Below are 18925 nucleotides of genomic sequence, written 5' to 3' on the forward strand. Positions count from 1 at the left end.
ATGAAAAAAATATCATATTTTACAAAAGAAAAAATTGAATGCCCTATATGCTCTTTTAAATTTCAAAAAGAAGAATTTTTAACTGGAAGTAGTAGATTAATAGCTGGAGAATTAAAAATTGATCTAAAAAGAGAGTATATAAAAAACGACAAATATGGCAACATTTATCCTAGAATATATTCTGTAACAGTATGCCCAAAATGCTACTTTGCAGCATTCCCAAGCGAATTTAATTTAATCCCTAAAAACAAAAAAGAAATTTTGCAAAATAAAAAATCCGAAAGAAAAAAAATAAATGCGATTTTTGATAACATGATAAACTTCAGCAAACCTAGAACATTAAAAGAAGGAGCTGCAAGCTATATTCTTGCCATGCTATGTTATGAGCATATGGAAAAGAATTATAACCCCACGTTAAATCAAGCAAAATCAGCAATAAGAGCCGCCTGGACATTTGAAGACCTTGAAAAAGAAGAGCCAAACAAAAACTATAATTACCTTCAAAAAATATTTTACCACAAAGCTGCATATCTTTATAAACTAGTTATTGAAAAAGATAAAGACAATTCAGAACCTGTTAGCGCATCAACCATATTCGGCCCAGATACAGACAAAAATTATGGCTATGACAGCGTACTATATTTATCAGGTCTCCTAGAATACTTTTATGGAAATAAAGACAACAAAGAATACAGATACAAACAATTAAACGACATAAAAACAACTCTTTCTAAGATAGCCGGAATGGGTAAATTTTCAAAAGAAAAGCCTTCAATACTTTTAGATAAAATCAAAGAGGTTTACTTTAAAATATCAAAGGAACTAAAAAATCTTAAATAAATGAAAAAAATATTAGCTGAAATCGCTTATGACGGATCTATATACCATGGATTTCAAATACAACCAACAAAGCCTACGGTTCAAGGAGAAATTGAAAAAGCTCTAATGAAAATCAACAAAAAAAAAGTAAAGATTCATTCATCAGGAAGAACAGATAAGGGAGTTCATGCAAAAAGACAAATAATAGCCTTTTATATAAACATCAATATTCAGCTAAACAATCTAAAAAAAGCTTTAAATGCAATATTATTAAAAAACAGTGTAAAAATACTAAAGCTCAAGTATGTTAAAAATTCATTTCATCCACGTTTTAGCGCTCAAAAAAGAAAATACAGCTATTGTATATTAAACAGCAACAACTACTATCCCTGGGAAGGCTATCAAGCTCACTATGTAAATAAAAAACTAAACATAAACAATTTAAACCAAATGGCTAAAACATTGATTGGAAACCATGATTTTACCACATTTTCATGCATAAAAGATAAAAGCAAATCTAAATTTAGGCATATATATTTTGCCAAATTTAAAAAAAGAGGAAAATATATTATTTTCGAAATAATAGGATCTTCTTTTTTGTGGAAAATGGTAAGATCAATAATAGGCACAATGCTGGACATTGAAATAAAAAACGAATCAATTTCTACTTTTGAAACAATATTAAAATCAAAAAATAGAAACCTTGCAAGAACAACTGCGCCTGCAAATGCTTTATTTTTAGACAAGGTTTACTATGAATAATAGTATTTTAACTAAAAAACTTTTTTTACTTAAAATATTGACAAATAATATCGAAGGCAAAATTACAGAAGATTTTGAAAAAATAGATAATGAAATTAAACAAAAAATAGAAAAAGTTAAAATTTATCAAAAAAACGAGAATAGCAAAAACCCTACAAGGGTACCTGTAGAAAACAAAAATTTAACAAAAGTATTGCTAAATAATAACTTACAAGAAAAAATTATCAACGATCATATCATAATATACGTAAACAAAAATCATCTCAATGAACCTTCAAGAGATATTATAACAAAATGGTGCAAAAGCATAAACATACACAATTATAAAATAATAGACACTATTGAATCACTTAACTTAGAAATCAGCAATAAAAATCCTAAAGCAATTTTATCTTGCGAAGAAATAGATTTTTTTTTAAATCAACCGTTAAGAATTCAAATTGTAAGAGGAATAGAGCTAAGATTTAAAGGCATTCCATTAGTTTTCACATATCTTCCTGCAAATCAAATAAAAAATCCAGAATTAAAAAAAGAAATATGGCAAGATTTAAAAATAATAAAAGGTATAATAAAATATGGTTGAGCATTATCATTCGACTTATTACTATGAAATTGCAATAAATATTCCCTTAAATAAACTTTTTTTTTATAGATTTAACTTGAATCTAGAAATTGGAATAAGAGTAATGGTTAATTTTAATGGCTCCAATAAAATTGGAATAATTATTAAAAAATATTTTGAAAACGAATTCAAAGAAAAATTTGAATTCAAAATAAAAGAAATTATTAAAATAATAGATACAACTAAAATAATAACAGAACATAACATTAATTTAGCACATTGGATTAGCAAAAAAACATTTTCAGGATTTGGAGAAACTTTATTCTTTGGATTACCCCAAAATTCAAAATCTAAAAAAAATCAAACATTATCTTCAATAAATGAATATCCAGATCATAAAAAGCACCTTCAACTAAATAACGAACAACAAACTATTTACAAAGAAATTATTGGGTCAGAAAAAACTAATGTTTTTTACCTTTTTGGGATACCTGGATCTGGAAAAACTGAAATATTTATCAAATTGTGTGAATACTATTTAGCACTAGAACAACAAGTACTTTTCTTGATTCCTGAAATATCATTAGGATATCAAATAATAAAAAGAATAAAATATACATTAAATATGCACCATAAAATTTATGAATATAACTCTAAAGTTCCAAATTCTAATAAAAATTTAATATGGAATAAAGTCAAAAATGGAGAAAGCCTGGTTGTAGTTGGCATTAAAAGTGTTCTAATGCTACCTTTTACTAAATTGAAATTAATAATTATGGACGAAGAACACGAAACTACATACAAATCTGAAAATATTCCAAGATTTCACTCAAGACACGTATCATTTTTTTTGCAAAAAAAATTTAATGCTAAGTTTGTAATGGGAAGCGCAACACCTTCTCTTGAAGCATACCACTCAATGAAAAACAACCAAATAAAAAAAATAATAATGCAAAACAAATTCACTCAAAGCAAAATAGAAGATATAAAAATAATAAATATGAAAAAAGAACCTAGCACAATTTCATCAGAGCTATTATACAATATACAAAAAAGTTTAAATGAAAAAAGACAATCTTTAATTTTCATTAATAAAAGAGGATATCTAAAAAATCTCGAATGCAACAAATGTGGACATACAATTTGTTGCCCAAATTGCTCATTTGGCTTGATTTACCATAAAAAAGAAAACAAACTTTTATGCCACTATTGCAGTTATAAAACAAAAATAGCAAGCCATTGCCCTCAATGCAAATCAAAAGACATTAAATACAAAACCTATGGAATTCAACTTGTTGAAAAAGAATTAAAAAAATTTTTGCCAAATGCAAAAATTGCAAGAATAGATTCCGATATTACAAAAATAGAAAATATAGATTCAATAAATAAGTTCGAAAATCAAGAAATAGACATACTTATCGGAACACAAATCATCGCAAAAGGATTCAATTTTGAAAATATAAAAACACTAGGCATAATCAACGCAGACATTGGAATGGGATTACCTGATTTTAGAAGTAGCGAAAGAATTTTTACAACACTCTCACAGATTATGGGAAGAGCCGCAAGATTCAAGGATGACAACACAATTATTATACAAACAAAAAATCCTAATTATTATGCCATAAAATATGCTTATAAGAACCAATATGAACAATTTTACGAACAAGAACTAGACATACGAAAAAAATTGAACTATCCTCCGTTTAACAAAATTATTAGAATAATATTTAGAGGCAAAAATGAAGAATCGGTTAAACAAAAATGTTGGGAATTTTTTGAAAAATCTAAAGAATTTTTGCAAGAAGAAATTGAACACTTGGGCCCATCAGAAGCTATTATGAAGAAAATATCTAAAAATTACAGATACAATATAATATACTTGTCAAAATCCTACAGCTTACTTGAAAAACTAGTTAACAAAACAAGAGAAAAGGTAAAAATGACAAATGCTGTTTACATTGAAATAGATTATTACCCAATATCATTAATTTAGGTAAAATCCAATCCTTCTTTACTTAAAGACTTAAGAAATGTTGAAAGCACATAAAGCGCTTTATCATTGTGGCCTCCCTCAGGAATAATAAGATCAGCATATTCTTTGGTAGGCTCAATAAATCTATAATACCCCCATCTAGTGGTGTTCAAATACTGATCAATCACCGACTCTACAGTACGGCCTCTTTTAGAAATATCTCTTCTTAAGCGCCTAATAAATCTAATATCATTTGGAGTGTCAATATATATTTTAAGATCTATTAAATTTCTTACCCTCTCTTCAACAAAAATCATAATACCTTCAACAATAACAACAGGGGTTGGAACAACCAAAACCGTTTTAAGTTGTCTTTTATGATTAATAAAATCGTAAAGAGGCATATCTATTGGACTATTTTTTTTTAAATTTTTTAAATGCTCATAAAACAAATTATTATCAAAAGCATCTGGATGATCAAAATTTACCTTAGAAAATTCATGTTCATAATCACCCACACTCTTATAGTAATTATCTTGAGAAATAAGGACAAATTCTGGGATAAACTCACTAATCTTGCTTACAACTGTAGTTTTTCCGCTTCCAGAACCACCAGATATCCCAATAATCTTAGCCATCAATCAACTTCTTTTTTTTTCGTTTGTGGCATATCTTTCAAAGTACCAGCCACAAACACATTCTTAAATCCCATGCTTTTTAAAACTTTTTTAGCCTCATAAGACTTATTAAAACTTTTACCATAAATAATTATTTGAGACTCAAAATCACCTAATTTATCCTTTTTAGCAAATAAATTATTAAAAGGAATGTTAATTGACTTCAAATAGTGAGACTTGCTATATTCTTTGGGAGATCGAATATCTAAAATTTTTGCTCCATTTTTGATTTTTTCCAACAAAAACAGATTGGCTCTTTTCATCCTAAGGATAATAAAAAACCAAATATAAAAAAAAAGCAGAACTATTAATACTGCAAATTTTGCATAATTCATCGCCATAGTTTTATGAAAATGATATCAAAAAAAATAAAAAAAGGGAATAAAATTGTTTTTTTTGCAAAATTAATATAGAATTCAAGTAAATTACTAGCTTGTAGATTAAAAGCAACTTTAAAGTTAATTAGAGTTAAGATGAAAAAGAAAAAAAAGATACGTTGTCGTAGAATTAAAAAAAAACTCAAACTATTATTCATAATAATAATAAAAAAATTAAAAACTATAACTAAAAATCCCAAATTAATATTTGATAGCACAATACAAATAACTTTAGGATCTGCACTAATGGCAATTTCCACTAATGTTTTGTACATTCCTCATGGACTTCTTAGTGGGGGGATTGGGGGCATTTCATTAATGCTACATTATCTGTTAAGCTTCAATTTGGGATGGACAATATTTGCATTAAACATACCATTATTTCTTATTGGAATAAAATTTTTAAACATAACATTCATCATTCAAAGTTGGATTTCAATGGGATTGTATTCTATTATCATAAACTACTCCCAATTTTTACAAAATAAAATACATCTTAACGATATGATGCTTGCATCAATACTAGCTGGACTTATTTCTGGACTTGGGCTTGGGCTAATATTTAAAGGCAAAGGATCTTCGGGAGGATCAGATATAATTGCTATGATTATCAAAGAAAAATATTCAATTAGCATTGGAACAACAAACTTTATAGTTAATCTAGTAATATTAATGCTTGCAACCTTTTTCTTTAATATTGAAATCTCCCTTTATACACTAATAGCATCATTTGTAACATCTATCATGACAGACAAAACAAGCACTGGATTTGGCAATCAAAAAGCGATATTAATCATTTCAGATAAAGGAAAAGAAATTGCTTATCTTCTTACAAACAAGTTAAAATTAGCCGCTACATTATTAGACGGAAAAGGAGCTTGGGCAGGAACAGAAAAAACTATAGTATTTATAGTAGTTCCAATAATGCGCTTATCAAGAATTAAGTATATATCACAAAAAGTTGATCCAAATTGTTTCATTACTGTTATTAACACTAATGAAATCACTGGGGGTAAAATAATAACTGATTCAATCTCATTAAAACAAGAAATTTAAAATTAAAAGTCTCTCAAAAAGAGAACCAAATTATCAATAATCAAATTCAATTCATCGCTATTGTAAAAATTTGACAAAAAAATAACAAATCTTTCAGGAAATTCAGAAATGAATTTCCTGAAAGATTTGTTTCCAATATCAATTTCAAGCTTATAAGAATGAAGCATTAGAGTGATTTTTTTCAAATTACCATCTAATCTGCCATAAACCTCATCTCCCAATATTGGAAAATTAAGATATTTCATATGAACTCTCAATTGATGAGTACGGCCAGTTTTAGGCTTTAAAGCTAAAAGAGAATATCCCCCAAAATTGAGCAACAATCTATATTCTGTTAATGCCTTTTTACCTCTATCTTTAGAAACACTAAATTTTTTCCTATTGTATTTATCTCTATCTATAAAAGATTCAACACTTCCAAAAAAACTATTGAAATTCCCCTTAACAATTGCAATGTAGACTTTATTTGTCCTTTTATCTTTAAACTGCTGAGCTAAAAGCCTTAAGGTGTTAATGTTTTTTGCACAAATTAGCACTCCAGAAGTATCTTTGTCTAATCTATGAACAATTCCAGGTCTAATTTTTTCTTCATTAAAATTAACTTTCAATCTTTCTATATGGTATAAAAGAAAATTCACAACAGTATCGTCCCAATGCGATATTCCAGGATGGCTCAAAATTCCTTGTGGTTTATTCAGAACAATAACATTAGAATCTTCATAAATTATAGCAATAGGGATATTACTGGGCCTAAGGCAATCAATTTGACTACTCTCTTCGTCAAATTCAATCAATATTTCATCATCCTTAAAAACAGGCTTGGACAATTTTATATTTAATAATTTTCCATTACTCTTTTTAAACGCTTCTACATTTCTTCTCTTAATCTGACTTCTAGTAAAAACTTCCAAATTGCTTGATAGGTAAAGATCCAATCTTAAAGCATTTTCTTTAACGGTAAATTCTTTCTTAAGCCTTATCATATCATTAAAGAAAATAATCAATCAAAGCAATAGTTAATGCAACTATTGCTCCAATGGAAGCTGAAACAATAAATTTTTTATAAATCTCATCTTTTGAAAAAGTAGGACCATTTGAAAAAGGATATGGAATGTAATTTGCATTCATTCCGCTATAAAAATAGTATCCTACATCAAAAAAAAACAAGCTCAAAAATAAAACTATTGGAAAAGATCCAATACTAATAGCTGAAAACCTAAACAGGTCTTTTGCTGATTTTGACTCAAAATCATTCTCAAGATTTAAAACTTTATTCTCTTGAATATTTTCATAAAGAAAAGAATCGTCATTATCAGTAACAGACATATTATTATTTTTTTCATGAGAAACAAAATTGCCACTGTAAGTCGATTTGTCTTGCAATGGCAAACTTTCAGCAATACTCACCTTTAAATAATTAAAATTCGGCTTGAAATAATCAAGTGAATTTGAATAAACATTCAAAACACTAAAAAGTAGTAACAAGCTTCCAATAAGCATAAACTCTCTACTTTAATAATTCTAACTTTAAAGTCTCAGTTATTTCATCAACAATCTCAGAAGAGCCAAAATACTGCACAGGACCTGGACATAAATACAAATTATTCAAAGCCCACTTATCACGATTTTTAACAAACTCTTTAAATGGTTTTCCTTCTAAATCAACTAGAGCTTTTTTTATAACAGGCTTTTTCTCTCCATACCTCTCTTCCATGTTCATCAGCATTGTTAGAGGCACTCCTCCTGCAATCCAATCAGTTGGTTTTAAATTTAAATTTTTTATACAAGACATATAGCCTGTAAGACCATTTAAAATAAGAACAACAGCATTATACCCTAAGCTATAACAATAATCACTATCAAAATTAGAAGGAAAAGCGCTTCTACCTTCATAGCCAAAAAAATGATCAACTGGAGTAAAACTTCCCTTATATTCTCCCCTTTTTTTCAGCTCACTTAATTTTGATTGAACCATTTCAATAAATAATTTTTCAGTAGGAACTCTTGAAACATTAAAATTCCCATGAGGATCTCTTTCCAAAATTGAATTTACAAGTTCAAATTGAATAAACAAAGGCAAAGACAAATAAACTCTCTTCATATAATCACTAAGCTTGGCAACAAAAACTTCTTTCATTCCTTCAATATTAAGCTCCTTAAACTCACCTTCATTTTTATCAAAAATATCGCACAATTCAACCATTAAAGACTTAACTTCTGGAATAAACTCAATCAGACCTTCAGGAACTATAACTATTCCAAAATTATCTCCATTTAAAGATCTCTTTGAGATAACAAAAACCATCTCATTAACAATCTCAGATAAAGTTTTCTTTTTCGCCAAAACCTCTTCGGACACAATGCAAATGTTTGGATGAGTTTTTAAAGCACATTCCAAAGCAACATGAGATGCACTCCTACCCATAAGTTTGACAAAATGCCAATATTTTTTAGTCGACATAGCATCTCGACATAAATTGCCTATCATCTCAGAATAAATTTTTGTAGCAGAATCAAACCCAAATGAAATTTCAATATGATCATTTTTAAGATCAGCATCAATTGTCTTTGGAACTCCAATAACTTGAATATTCTCTCCTTTCTTTTTGAAATACTCAGCAAGAATAGCAGCATTGGTATTAGAATCATCACCACCAATAATAATAATTGCATTAAGATTGTTTTCTTTGGCAACAAATAAAGCTTTCTTATAATGTTCTTCAGTTTCTATTTTTGTTCTTCCAGAAGATACAATATCAAAACCCCCAGTATTTCTGTAGGAATTTACTAAGCTCTCAGTAAGTTCAATTTTATCATTTTCTAAAAGGCCTAAAGGGCCCCCTTTAAACCCAAAAATCTTTGAATTTGCATTGAATTTTTTTATTGCATCAAAAACACCAGATATAACATTATGCCCTCCAGGAGCAGGCCCTCCAGAAAGAATAATTCCAATATTTAAAGCTTTTGAAAAAGATAAACTGGACTTTCCCTCGGTAAAACTTACAATCGGCAACCCATAAGTATTCTTAAAAAATTCCTTTAAAGTCTGTCTATCTTGAATTGCTTCGGTCTTTTCTCCATAAGCCAAACTAATATTATTAAAATCTTTTTTTAAAATATTTGGCAACTTAGGAATATACTTTTGCCTTTCCTGCTTAAAAAGAGAAGTATTCATACATTTTCCTCCTAATGATTTAAGTTAAGCCTCTATCATAACTTAAATATTAAAATAATTCACAACTAATATCTATATATGATTCAAAACTAACATAGCATCACCATAAGAAAAAAATTTATAACCTGTATTTATAGCTTCTTCGTAAGAACTAAACACAAAATCTTTACCTGCAAATGAAGATACCAGCATCAAAAGAGTAGATTGTGGTGTATGAAAATTTGTAAAAAGCATGTCAACAAACTTAAAACAATAGTTCTTGCCAGGATAAATAAAAAGATTTGTACTTTGCTGACCTGTTTTAAACTTCTTAAGTTTATTATCATAAGATGACTCTAAGGCCCTAAGAGTTGTAGTGCCAATTGATAAAATTTTTTTACCAAGAAACTTCACATTCTCCAATCTATTAGCTACACAATCTTTTATTAAAAAAGTTTCAAAATGCATACTGTGTTCTTCGACCTTTTTTGATCTTACTGGAAGAAAAGTGCCAAGCCCCACATGAAGGGTAATAAAATCATATTCAATATTGTTCTTTTCAAAAGCATAAAATAAATCTCTGCTAAAATGCAACCCTGCAGTTGCAGAAGCTGTAGAGCCAACGTATTGAGAATAAATAGTTTGATATCGATCTTCATCTATTTTGTCATAATCTCTTTTAATATAAGGAGGTATGGGAACAAAACCATGTTTTTCAAAATAATCTTCTCCAACATCAAGATCAAATTTTAAAACAATCTCACTACTATTTTTTGACAAAATCTTGCCTATTAATCCTTCAGGGAATTTGTAAAGATTGCCAACAATTTGCTTTTTAGACTTAGAAATAAGCGAAGTAAACAAATTAGCGCCGATTCTATCCAAAATTAAAAATTCAACATTGCTGCCCATCTCTGATTCTGCATATATTCTTGATTTTCTAACTTTTGAGTTATTAAAAACAATAAAAGTATCGCTATTTATATACTTTAAAATATTGTTTACAGAATCTTCATGGTAAATTTTTTGCAATTTAGGATCTAATACCATTAACCTTGAAGATCCTCTTTTTTCACTTGGATATTGAGCTATTAAAGAATAGGGTAAATTAAAATGAAACTCTTTGGTTTTCATTAAGACCATCCTCTTTCATCTCTAAGTTTAAGTGAAGATATGCAAACTCAGTAGCTTTACGACCTCTATGGGTTCTACTGATAAATCCTTTCATAATTAAATAAGGCTCATAAAAGTCTTCAAGAGAATCTGCTGTTTCCCCTACAGAAATAGCTAAAGTATCAACACCTACAGGCCCTCCATTAAATTTCAATATTAAACTTCTTAAAATATTTCTATCTTGCTCATCAAGACCTTCTCCATCAATTCTAAGCATTTCAAGCCCAATTGCAACAATGTCACTTGTAATAACCAAACTCCCAGTCACCTGAGCAATATCCCTTATTCGTCTTAGCAATCTATTTGCTATACGAGGAGTCCCTCTTGAACTTCTTGCAAGAAGAAAAGCAGCATCCTCTTCTATTTCAATATTTAAAATAATAGAATTTCTCTTTATTATCTCGACAAGTTCTATTTCGCTGTAAAGTTCAAATCTTGCAATAATTCCAAATCTCGCATAAAGTGGAGATGTTACTTTTCCTGGTTTAGTAGTAGCTCCAATTAATGTGAATTTTGGAAGTGGCATTCGAACAGTTCTTGCATTAGCTCCTTGCCCGATTACCCAGTCTAGCTCATAATCTTCCATGGCAATACAAAGCATTTCTTCTATTATTGGTCTGAGTCTATGTATTTCATCAATAAATAAAACGCTCTTCTCATCAAGACCTGTTAAAATTCCAATAATATCTTTGGGCTTGTCAAAAGCCGGAGCTGAGGTAATCTTTATCGAAGCATTCATCTCAAAGGCAATAATACTTGCAAGAGTAGTTTTCCCAAGACCTGGTGGACCACTTAAAAATACATGATCTAAGGCTTCATCCCTCTCTTTAGAAGCTCTTATAAAAATACTAAGGGTTTCTTTAACATTAACCTGGCCTTTAAAATCTTCAAAAACTTTAGGCCTAAGCTCATTTTCGCCCTTATCATATAAATAATTTTCATTAGAGCTTAAAAAGCTTATACTATTTTCGTCTTTCATAAACACCCCTTAAAAACTATTTTATAACTATAAAAACTAACAATTAATTCGATATTCTTTTTAAAACCTCTTTAAATAAAAACTGCTCCTTTTCAGAATCCTTTAAATTTGAAAATTCAGCTAAATTGAAAGCCTCCCTAATCTTACTATTAACAATTTTTCTATCAAATCCCATACTAACAATTGATTCTTCTAATTCTTTAAATCTAAAAAGACTAGTAGATTCAAGCTCACTATTAATCAAAAGCTTACCTTGAAGATGTAAAAACATTTTACCAGCCATTTTTTTGCCAATGCCTTTGATTTTAGCAACAAGCTCAACATCCTCTCTGTCAATAGCCTCCTTAAACTCATTATACCTTATGTTGGATAACACTCTTAAAGCGGCCCTTGGCCCTATTCCACTTACCCCAATAAGCTCTTTAAATATCTCTCTTTCGTCCGAATTCAAAAATCCAAAAAGCTTTAATTCATTTTCTCTCGTATAAAGATAAGTAAATAGCGCAACTTTGTCTGACAAATTAAAATTAGCAAGGCAAAATGCACTAACTAAAAGTTCAAATTCAAAAACAGTGGTCATTAAAACCAAACTAGATTCTTTTTTTTCTATAACTTTACCATGAATCCTATTTATCATATAATTAAATTATAAATTATATTACACAGAAACATTCAATTTAAAGCAAAAGCCTTAAGCAAAAAAAGGACACTAAATGAAAAATCAATTTCTAAATAGCTATTTTCAATTAATTACAACTATTTTTTTAATGTCATTTATAACTATGACAGCAGAAGAAACAACAAGCACACTGAAAGTTCCAAATGGATTTAAAGTAGAAATTTTTTTAAACAATACAATTGAAAAGCCAAGGGGAATCACAAGCGATCAAGATGGAAACATATTCATAGGATCTGGGAGTACTTTTGCATACTTTGTAACAAAAAACAAAAAAATTTATACCATAGCAAAAATACTACAAAAACCCATTGGTATTGTTTATTGGGATAATAAATTATATATATCTTCTGTAGATAAAATATATGTAGTTGAAAATGTAAAAGAAGAAATTAATAAAAGCATAAAAACAAATAAAGACTATATATGGAAAATTAAAATTTTTTCACTTTTACCAAAAAATAATACCAAAATGCACTCAGGACGTTACATCAAAGTGGATCCTAAAAATAACAAATTAATAGTAAACATAGGATCCCAACACAATGCTAAAATTCCTCCAAAAAAAGAAGCGATAATCCTTAGTATCGATTTAAAAACAAAAAAAGAAGAAATAATAGCCTTTGGAGTGAGAAACTCAGTTGGGTTTGATTTTCATCCAATTAGCAATGAAATATACTTTAGCGACAATGGGCAAGACGGATTAGGAGACAACATTCCCCCAGATGAAATAAACGTAATAACCGAATATAAAGAACATTTTGGATTTCCCTATATGTTTGGGAAAAACCAAAAAAATTACAGTTTCTACAACAAAGCATCCAAAAACACTAAGTTTATCCCATCTATTTTCGAACTTCCCGCACATGTAGCTCCACTTGGAATACACTTTTACCAAGGAAATAATTTCCCAAAAGAATATATAAATAAATTATTCATAGCAGAACATGGCTCGTGGAACCGATCTTCTCCTGTTGGCTACAAAATAACGACACTAGACATTGATTCCAAAACCAGAACAGCAAAAAATTACAAGACTTTTTTATCTGGATTTTTAAAGCCTAATAACTCTAAATTTGGACGACCCGTTGATATAATCACATATTATGACGGTTCAATTCTTTTTACAGATGATTTTGGAAATAAAATATACAGAGTCTACTATGAAAAGATTTAAATAAAACTAACTTAATTCTTCTGGTATCTCTAAATTATGAATTACTTCCTGGACATCATCAAAGTCTTCAAGTTTTTCAACAAGAAAAATTATTTTTTCTGCTTGCTCTTTGTTTAAAGAAATTTTATTTTCAGGAATTAAAGCTATCTCTGCCACCTCTTCTTTAAATTTAGTTTTTAAAAAAGATAAGACTTTATCAAAATCATCAGGACTTGTTATAACTTCAGCTTCATTATTTGAAACTAAAATATCTTCAGCACCAACTTCTAATGCAAATTCCATTATTTCATCCTCAAGATATTTTTCTAAATTGTAAACAATAAGACCTTTTCTATAAAACATATATGAGACTGAACCTGGAGTGCCAAGAGATCCTCCGCCTTTTGAAAGAACACTTTTTACATCGCTAGAGGTTCTGTTTTTATTGTCTGTCAAACATTTAATCATTAGGGCTACCCCATAAGGAGCATAAGCCTCATAAGTAATTTCAAAATATTCAACCCCTTCATTACCACCAATACCCTTTTTTATTGCCTTCTCAATATTATCTTTTGGCATATTGGCAACCTTAGCTTTATTAACAGCTACCCTTAGTCTTGGATTAGATTCAATATCCCCCCCCCCTATTTTAGCTGCAATAGTTATTTCTCTTATTAGCTTTGTAAAAATTTTATTGCGCTTTGCATCAAGAGCACCTTTTTTTCTTTTTATTGTTGACCATTTACTGTGACCAGACATTTACACCTCCACCAATTTTTCCAACCGATCTACAACGTCAAACATCTCATTATTAATCAAATGAGCTTTAATTGTATTAAACATTAACATAAGAACCGTAACAGGACCTATTCCTCCCTTAACAGGAGTGATAAATTTAACACAATCTTTAATATTGTCAAAATCTGTATCACCTGAGAGAATTTTGCCGTTATCAGTTTCAATTTCAGAAATACCAATATCAATCACATAAGGTTTTCCGGACAACATACTTTTATCTATTAACCTAGGCTTACCAACGGCAGAAACAACAATATCTGCCTGTCTTAAATAAACATCTAAATAAATGCTTTTGCTGTGACAAGTAATAACAGTTGCATCATAAGGCCTTGATGAAAGCAATATTGAAATAGGCCTTCCTACAAGAGGACTTCTGCCAACCACAACAACCGTTTTTCCTGATGTTTTTATCCCTTCGTCTCGCAAAATCTTTAATACAGCAAGAGCTGTACAAGGAATAAATCCTTTTTTATCGCCCAAAATCATTTTTCCGAAATTAACAAAAGATAGGCCATCAACATCTTTTGAATAAACTATGCGATTTAAAATAGAATTTAAATCCATGTCTTTCAAAAGGGGCAATTGAACAATAATTCCATCTGTACTTAAATTTTTATTTTCTCTATCAATTACTTCTAAAATATCGCTTTGATTAGAATTCGCAGAAAATTTAATTACTTCAACATTTAAGCCAATCTCTTTTGCAACTCGACTCTTAATTGAAACATAAAGCTTGCTTGCAGGCTCATCATTTGCCAAAACAACTTTTAATGCAATTTTATCCCTCAAGTCATGCTGCTTTAAGAATTCTTTGAGCATTAAATAGTACTTATTCGCAAAATCTTTCCCATTAAATACATTATTCAAAATATGCCCCTTAAACCTAACAAGATTACCTTAATATTATACTTAGATTGTCAATATAAGAAAAGCCAAACTACCAAATTTCAAATTGTAATTAAATTTATTTTCAACTATAATAAACAAGGATAATAATTTTAAAAGAATGGAGAATAATGAGAAAGTATCTTTTTATAATACTAATTGCAGTCTTGCTAATTGGTATAAACATAAAAAAAATTACAGCTGCAGTCAATATTGATAGACATACAAACTCTACTTTGGGAATAGATTTAAGTGTTGGAGTTCCTATTTTTTACAACGACTTATCAAAAGCTTATCCTACCAATTTATACCCGGGAGGTATTGGAGCAATAAAATACCAATACCATATTTTAAACAATTTAGCAATTGGACTTGAACTAAGATATATGTTTAACTTTGACATTAACCATTCTTTTAACATATTAAATCCAGATTCAAGTGTAGGCAAAATTTTTTATAGTGTGCCTATTACATTTTTAATAAATTATATATTTGATATAGGAGAATTATTTCAAATTCCAGTTTTCACAAATATAGGATTTTCTCTTAATACATATGGAGATAGAAATAATAATATTACAAATTTAAGAACTTTTGATGCACTCCCCACAATCTCTTTTGGATCTGGAATTTTATGGAACTTTAACTATAAATGGGCTTTTGGAGCAACAGCATCTTGGTGGATGATGTTTGAATTTGGAAATTCTGCTAAAATGGCGCATTTTGCACTTATATCATTATCAGTTACAGTGAATGTAAATAAATTGTAGGATAAAAATGAAACAAAAATATGAAAACTATTTTAAAAAAAGATTAATTTTAAACCTATTAATATTTTTACTACTAGCATGCTCAAGCGAATCCATATTTTCTCAATTAGGAAATCTACAAAAAATAAAAAATGAATATAATATTTTAGGCAGTTCAAGTCCAAGAGGAATTTCTCTAGTAGGAGAAACTCTCTACATTGCAGCCATGCATTTATTTAAAAAAGAAAACGGCAAGATTGAAAAAATTGATTTGAGCAATTCTTATGAATTTATAAACGACATTGTAAATATATCTGGGAAAACCTATCTTTTAGCACAAAACAAAAAAGCAGAATTAGCGGTTTGCGAGCTAAACGGAAAAGATTGGACATTAAAATTTCAAAAACCGCTAAAAGCATATAAATTCTTAAAATCTATGGGAAGCGATGGCGTAAAAGAAGCATATATTTTGGCCATAGACAAAAATAATCGTGAGAAAATTTTTGATCTACAAGGAATTGACAAAACACCATCACAAGCTACTGAAAATGACAAATTTTATCAAATATCAAATGAAGATAACTTAATTACAGGAAATTCACTTAAAATATGGCAAATGAATAACAATGCATATACAAATATAGACCATCAACAAGCCAAAGAAATAATGCCTATCATTAAAACAAGCATTAGAGGTTTTTCTGAAGTTTTAGTAATAACTGGTGGTTATAATAATTTAGACACAAAATTTAAGGTGTATTCAAGTACAAATAATTACGCAACACCAATATTTATTCAAGACGAAGTGGGCGAATTTAGCAGCTACTTTGCAAGAGAATTTAATGATGCGATATTAATCGGAAGTAATAATGGATTTGCAGAATTTACAAAAAATAAAGAAGGAATTTTTGCTCTACAAGCACCCTCAAAATCCGTAGAACCTGGATCTTATAACGGTTCTCAGCTAAGCAAAACGGGCCTTAATGATATTATTCCTGTATCAAACAACACAATTTACATATTAACTCAGGGCAAAGGCTTGTGGAAATTGGAAAACAAAAAATTAACTAAAGAATAAAGAATAAAAATTCATTATAAATTTCTCATATCTAGATTTATTAAAATCTCCATCATAATATTTTTTAATCTTAATTTTCAAATTGAAATTAATCTTGGATCTAAAATATAAATAATTTATATTATTTATATCAAAAATTTGACCCTCATCATTCATAACCTTAGTCCCAATATCTAAAAGAAGTTTAGCAAAAAAAATGTCTCGAGTAATTACAAGACTATGCCTATCTGCTAAATTCAAAATAAATGAATCAACATTGTCTACCACTTCCAACGCAACATTTTCTGTTTTTTCTAAACTCAAAAACTTATTAGAAACTACAATAAGTTTTGATTTATTGTGCAATATAAATTTTTGTAAAAATTTTATTATCTTAAAATTACAAGAATCAGCATCAACAAAAATTTTATTTAACAATCTTATAGTCCACTACCTTAAAGGCCAAAAAAGAAACAATAGCATTTTTATTAATAGGCCCAAATATTCTAGAATCATTTAAAACACTTAAATTGTCATTTAATAAAAAAAATTCATTTTTTTTTAAAATAAAACACTTAACCACTTCGTCTGTATTAAAAAAACTATTTAACTTGTAATAGCTAACCAAATTGCCATTCAAATAAAAAAAATTTGTATCCTTTTTATTTACCAGAACATTCAAACCTCTAATATATACAGAATCACCCTGAACAGCTGCTATTCTTGATACTTTATAGCTTGCTCTTTTAAAAATTTTATTTAAAAAAAAGAAATCTTTTATTAAAGTTAATAAAAAATTATTATTTAACCTGAAATCCTCATAAAGAACAATATCATTCATTTTCAAAGGAATAAAAAAAGAAGTTATATGTGTTGCTACAAAAAATAAACTAGCATTTTTTGTTATTGTTGGCAACATCTCATTACTTTTAATCATAAAAATTTGCAAAACAAACTTTGTGAAAAAAAAATTTAACATCAAAAATGTTAAAACATATTTTAAAAAAATTTTTCTTTGCTTTTTCCTCAAAAGCCTTTGTTCGAAAGTTAAATATGGAGCCACTTTAAATAAATCCTACTCTAGAAAATGGAAGATATATTATTAAGGTCCTTCCAAGCACCTTATTCTTATTGATTACTCCAAAAAACCGACCATCATGAGAATTGTCTCTATTGTCTCCAATTGGCAAAATATATCCGTAAGGAACATAAATACCGTAATCCCTTATTATAGCTTTTTCTATATAATAATCAACATAGGGCATAAAAGCAGATAAATACTTATATTCCAATCTTTCAAATTCAAACCTATCAATCATTCTAACATCAAAAAATGAGAAATCGGGAGTGCTACTTAAATTTATATTTAGCTGACTCAAAGCAACAAACATAGCAAAATCACCATAAATCCCATAGTCCTCATTTGCCACAATTTTTTTAATTTTAAAATTTTTATCAACTAAATCCCAATAAGAATCTTCTAAAATAAAATTTTCTTCGCCTTCTCTTTTAATATAAGCTTTGCCGTTATTAAATCTAACAATTTTACCATCTGCAAACGCACCTCTTTTAACAAGAAATCTAACATTAGGATTGCCATATTCATCTCTATCAAGATCAACAAAAGATAACGTTAGCATGTAAAGTATTCTTTGAAAGATATCAAAAAAAACACCCTTTGATTTATACTCTGGATTTTCAAAAATAATAATATCGGATTCTTCTGGGGCTTTAAACCCATTAATCTTAAATAACCCTGGTAAAAGTTCAGGACCGTAAGAAAATTTATCTACAAATAAAAAATCTCCTATTTGAAGAGTATTTTCCATTGAACCTGATGGTATTTTATAAGCTTGAACAAAATACTGATTTATTACCAATACAAAAATTGCCGCCGCTACAAAATCAAACAAAAAGTTAAGAAAAAATCCTCGTTTCTTTGCCCTTAATTTGCAAAAATATTTCTTTCTTTTTCTATATGTCAAGTATCTCTCAACAATGCATACCAAAAAAGATGCAAATTTATCCAATCTTCTTAAATACATAATCTAACCTCAAGAATTAAATCAT

21 protein-coding genes are annotated in these 18925 nt (G+C 28.7%); 8 read left to right on the plus strand and 13 right to left on the minus strand.

Annotation, left to right across the window (positions count from 1 at the left end; genetic code table 11):
* Genes Bmayo_RS00060 through priA form a run of 4 tightly spaced genes read left to right on the plus strand, consistent with a single transcriptional unit; the run spans window position 1 to window position 4139 of the window.
* Window positions 1-840, plus strand: coding sequence for a DUF2225 domain-containing protein (locus Bmayo_RS00060; RefSeq protein ID WP_075551748.1), 840 nt, complete (start codon window positions 1-3; stop codon window positions 838-840).
* A complete protein-coding gene (gene truA / locus Bmayo_RS00065) occupies window positions 841-1581 on the plus strand; it encodes a tRNA pseudouridine(38-40) synthase TruA (protein WP_075551749.1) in 741 nt (246 codons plus the stop codon). It begins immediately after the preceding gene.
* Window positions 1574-2164 (plus strand): uracil-DNA glycosylase family protein, encoded by a 591-nt coding sequence (locus Bmayo_RS00070; RefSeq protein ID WP_075551750.1) that lies wholly within the window; start codon window positions 1574-1576, stop codon window positions 2162-2164. Before truA ends, Bmayo_RS00070 begins: the two co-directional genes overlap by 8 nt.
* Window positions 2157-4139: a replication restart helicase PriA gene (gene priA / locus Bmayo_RS00075; RefSeq protein WP_075551751.1), complete on the plus strand. Its 1983-nt coding sequence runs from the start codon at window positions 2157-2159 to the stop codon at window positions 4137-4139. Before Bmayo_RS00070 ends, priA begins: the two co-directional genes overlap by 8 nt.
* Here the strand turns inward: priA and udk are convergent.
* Window positions 4136-4756: a uridine kinase gene (gene udk, locus Bmayo_RS00080; RefSeq protein WP_002655979.1), complete on the minus strand. Its 621-nt coding sequence runs from the start codon at window positions 4754-4756 to the stop codon at window positions 4136-4138. The two genes, priA and udk, sit on opposite strands and share 4 nt — an antisense overlap.
* Window positions 4756-5130 (minus strand): rhodanese-like domain-containing protein, encoded by a 375-nt coding sequence (locus Bmayo_RS00085; protein ID WP_145924567.1) that lies wholly within the window; start codon window positions 5128-5130, stop codon window positions 4756-4758. The genes udk and Bmayo_RS00085 overlap by 1 nt, the downstream gene beginning before the upstream one ends.
* A 138-nt stretch (window positions 5131-5268) precedes the next feature.
* Here Bmayo_RS00085 and Bmayo_RS00090 point away from each other — a divergent pair, with 138 nt between their 5' ends.
* On the plus strand, window positions 5269-6228 hold the full coding sequence (locus Bmayo_RS00090; RefSeq protein ID WP_075551753.1) for a YitT family protein: 960 nt from the start codon (window positions 5269-5271) through the stop codon (window positions 6226-6228).
* A gap of 2 nt (window positions 6229-6230) precedes the next feature.
* On the opposite strand, the gene Bmayo_RS00095 is transcribed toward Bmayo_RS00090, so the two are convergent.
* From Bmayo_RS00095 to ruvA, 6 genes are all read right to left on the minus strand, one after another.
* Window positions 6231-7211: an RluA family pseudouridine synthase gene (locus Bmayo_RS00095; RefSeq protein ID WP_075552479.1), complete on the minus strand. Its 981-nt coding sequence runs from the start codon at window positions 7209-7211 to the stop codon at window positions 6231-6233.
* 4 nt (window positions 7212-7215) lie between these two features.
* On the minus strand, window positions 7216-7728 hold the full coding sequence (locus tag Bmayo_RS00100) for a DUF8521 domain-containing protein (RefSeq protein WP_075551754.1): 513 nt from the start codon (window positions 7726-7728) through the stop codon (window positions 7216-7218).
* A gap of 7 nt (window positions 7729-7735) precedes the next feature.
* Window positions 7736-9403 carry a diphosphate--fructose-6-phosphate 1-phosphotransferase gene (locus tag Bmayo_RS00105; protein ID WP_075551755.1) on the minus strand — a complete coding sequence of 556 codons (1668 nt, stop codon included), beginning with the start codon at window positions 9401-9403 and terminating at the stop codon, window positions 7736-7738.
* A gap of 72 nt (window positions 9404-9475) precedes the next feature.
* Window positions 9476-10516, minus strand: a complete 1041-nt coding sequence (queA, locus tag Bmayo_RS00110) for a tRNA preQ1(34) S-adenosylmethionine ribosyltransferase-isomerase QueA (protein WP_075551756.1) — start codon at window positions 10514-10516, stop codon at window positions 9476-9478.
* Complete coding sequence (ruvB, locus tag Bmayo_RS00115) at window positions 10491-11534, minus strand: Holliday junction branch migration DNA helicase RuvB (RefSeq protein WP_075551757.1); 1044 nt, start codon at window positions 11532-11534, stop codon at window positions 10491-10493. Before ruvB ends, queA begins: the two co-directional genes overlap by 26 nt.
* A gap of 43 nt (window positions 11535-11577) precedes the next feature.
* Window positions 11578-12171 carry a Holliday junction branch migration protein RuvA gene (ruvA, locus tag Bmayo_RS00120; protein ID WP_075551758.1) on the minus strand — a complete coding sequence of 198 codons (594 nt, stop codon included), beginning with the start codon at window positions 12169-12171 and terminating at the stop codon, window positions 11578-11580.
* Window positions 12172-12247: 76 nt separating this feature from the next.
* On the opposite strand from ruvA, the gene Bmayo_RS00125 reads away from it, so the two are divergent.
* The gene (locus Bmayo_RS00125) at window positions 12248-13387 is read left to right on the plus strand and encodes a PQQ-dependent sugar dehydrogenase (RefSeq protein WP_075551759.1); all 1140 of its coding nucleotides are present in this window, start codon (window positions 12248-12250) and stop codon (window positions 13385-13387) included.
* A 6-nt stretch (window positions 13388-13393) separates the two neighbouring features.
* On the opposite strand, the gene Bmayo_RS00130 is transcribed toward Bmayo_RS00125, so the two are convergent.
* Both Bmayo_RS00130 and Bmayo_RS00135 read right to left on the minus strand, forming a co-directional pair.
* Window positions 13394-14125 carry a YebC/PmpR family DNA-binding transcriptional regulator gene (locus Bmayo_RS00130; RefSeq protein ID WP_075551760.1) on the minus strand — a complete coding sequence of 244 codons (732 nt, stop codon included), beginning with the start codon at window positions 14123-14125 and terminating at the stop codon, window positions 13394-13396.
* Complete coding sequence (locus Bmayo_RS00135) at window positions 14126-15031, minus strand: bifunctional 5,10-methylenetetrahydrofolate dehydrogenase/5,10-methenyltetrahydrofolate cyclohydrolase (RefSeq protein WP_075551761.1); 906 nt, start codon at window positions 15029-15031, stop codon at window positions 14126-14128.
* 149 nt (window positions 15032-15180) lie between these two features.
* Between Bmayo_RS00135 and Bmayo_RS00140 the strand changes: the two genes are divergently transcribed.
* Window positions 15181-15819 (plus strand): BB0027 family outer member beta-barrel protein, encoded by a 639-nt coding sequence (locus Bmayo_RS00140; RefSeq protein WP_075551762.1) that lies wholly within the window; start codon window positions 15181-15183, stop codon window positions 15817-15819.
* A 7-nt stretch (window positions 15820-15826) separates the two neighbouring features.
* Window positions 15827-16876, plus strand: a complete 1050-nt coding sequence (gene bamB / locus Bmayo_RS00145) for an outer membrane protein assembly factor BamB (protein ID WP_075551763.1) — start codon at window positions 15827-15829, stop codon at window positions 16874-16876.
* Here bamB and Bmayo_RS00150 read toward each other — a convergent pair.
* Genes Bmayo_RS00150 through lepB (Bmayo_RS00160) form a run of 3 tightly spaced genes read right to left on the minus strand, consistent with a single transcriptional unit; the run spans window position 16862 to window position 18900 of the window.
* Window positions 16862-17293: a DUF188 domain-containing protein gene (locus tag Bmayo_RS00150; protein ID WP_075551764.1), complete on the minus strand. Its 432-nt coding sequence runs from the start codon at window positions 17291-17293 to the stop codon at window positions 16862-16864. The genes bamB and Bmayo_RS00150 overlap by 15 nt on opposite strands.
* Window positions 17283-17918, minus strand: a complete 636-nt coding sequence (lepB, locus tag Bmayo_RS00155; RefSeq protein ID WP_075551765.1) for a signal peptidase I — start codon at window positions 17916-17918, stop codon at window positions 17283-17285. Before lepB (Bmayo_RS00155) ends, Bmayo_RS00150 begins: the two co-directional genes overlap by 11 nt.
* Before the next feature lies 1 nt (window position 17919).
* Window positions 17920-18900, minus strand: a complete 981-nt coding sequence (gene lepB, locus Bmayo_RS00160) for a signal peptidase I (RefSeq protein ID WP_075551766.1) — start codon at window positions 18898-18900, stop codon at window positions 17920-17922.
* Between the last annotated feature and the right edge of the window lie 25 nt (window positions 18901-18925).

Origin of the sequence: Borreliella mayonii, assembly GCF_001945665.1 — a bacterium.
Taxonomy (GTDB): Bacteria; Spirochaetota; Spirochaetia; order Borreliales; family Borreliaceae; genus Borreliella; species Borreliella mayonii.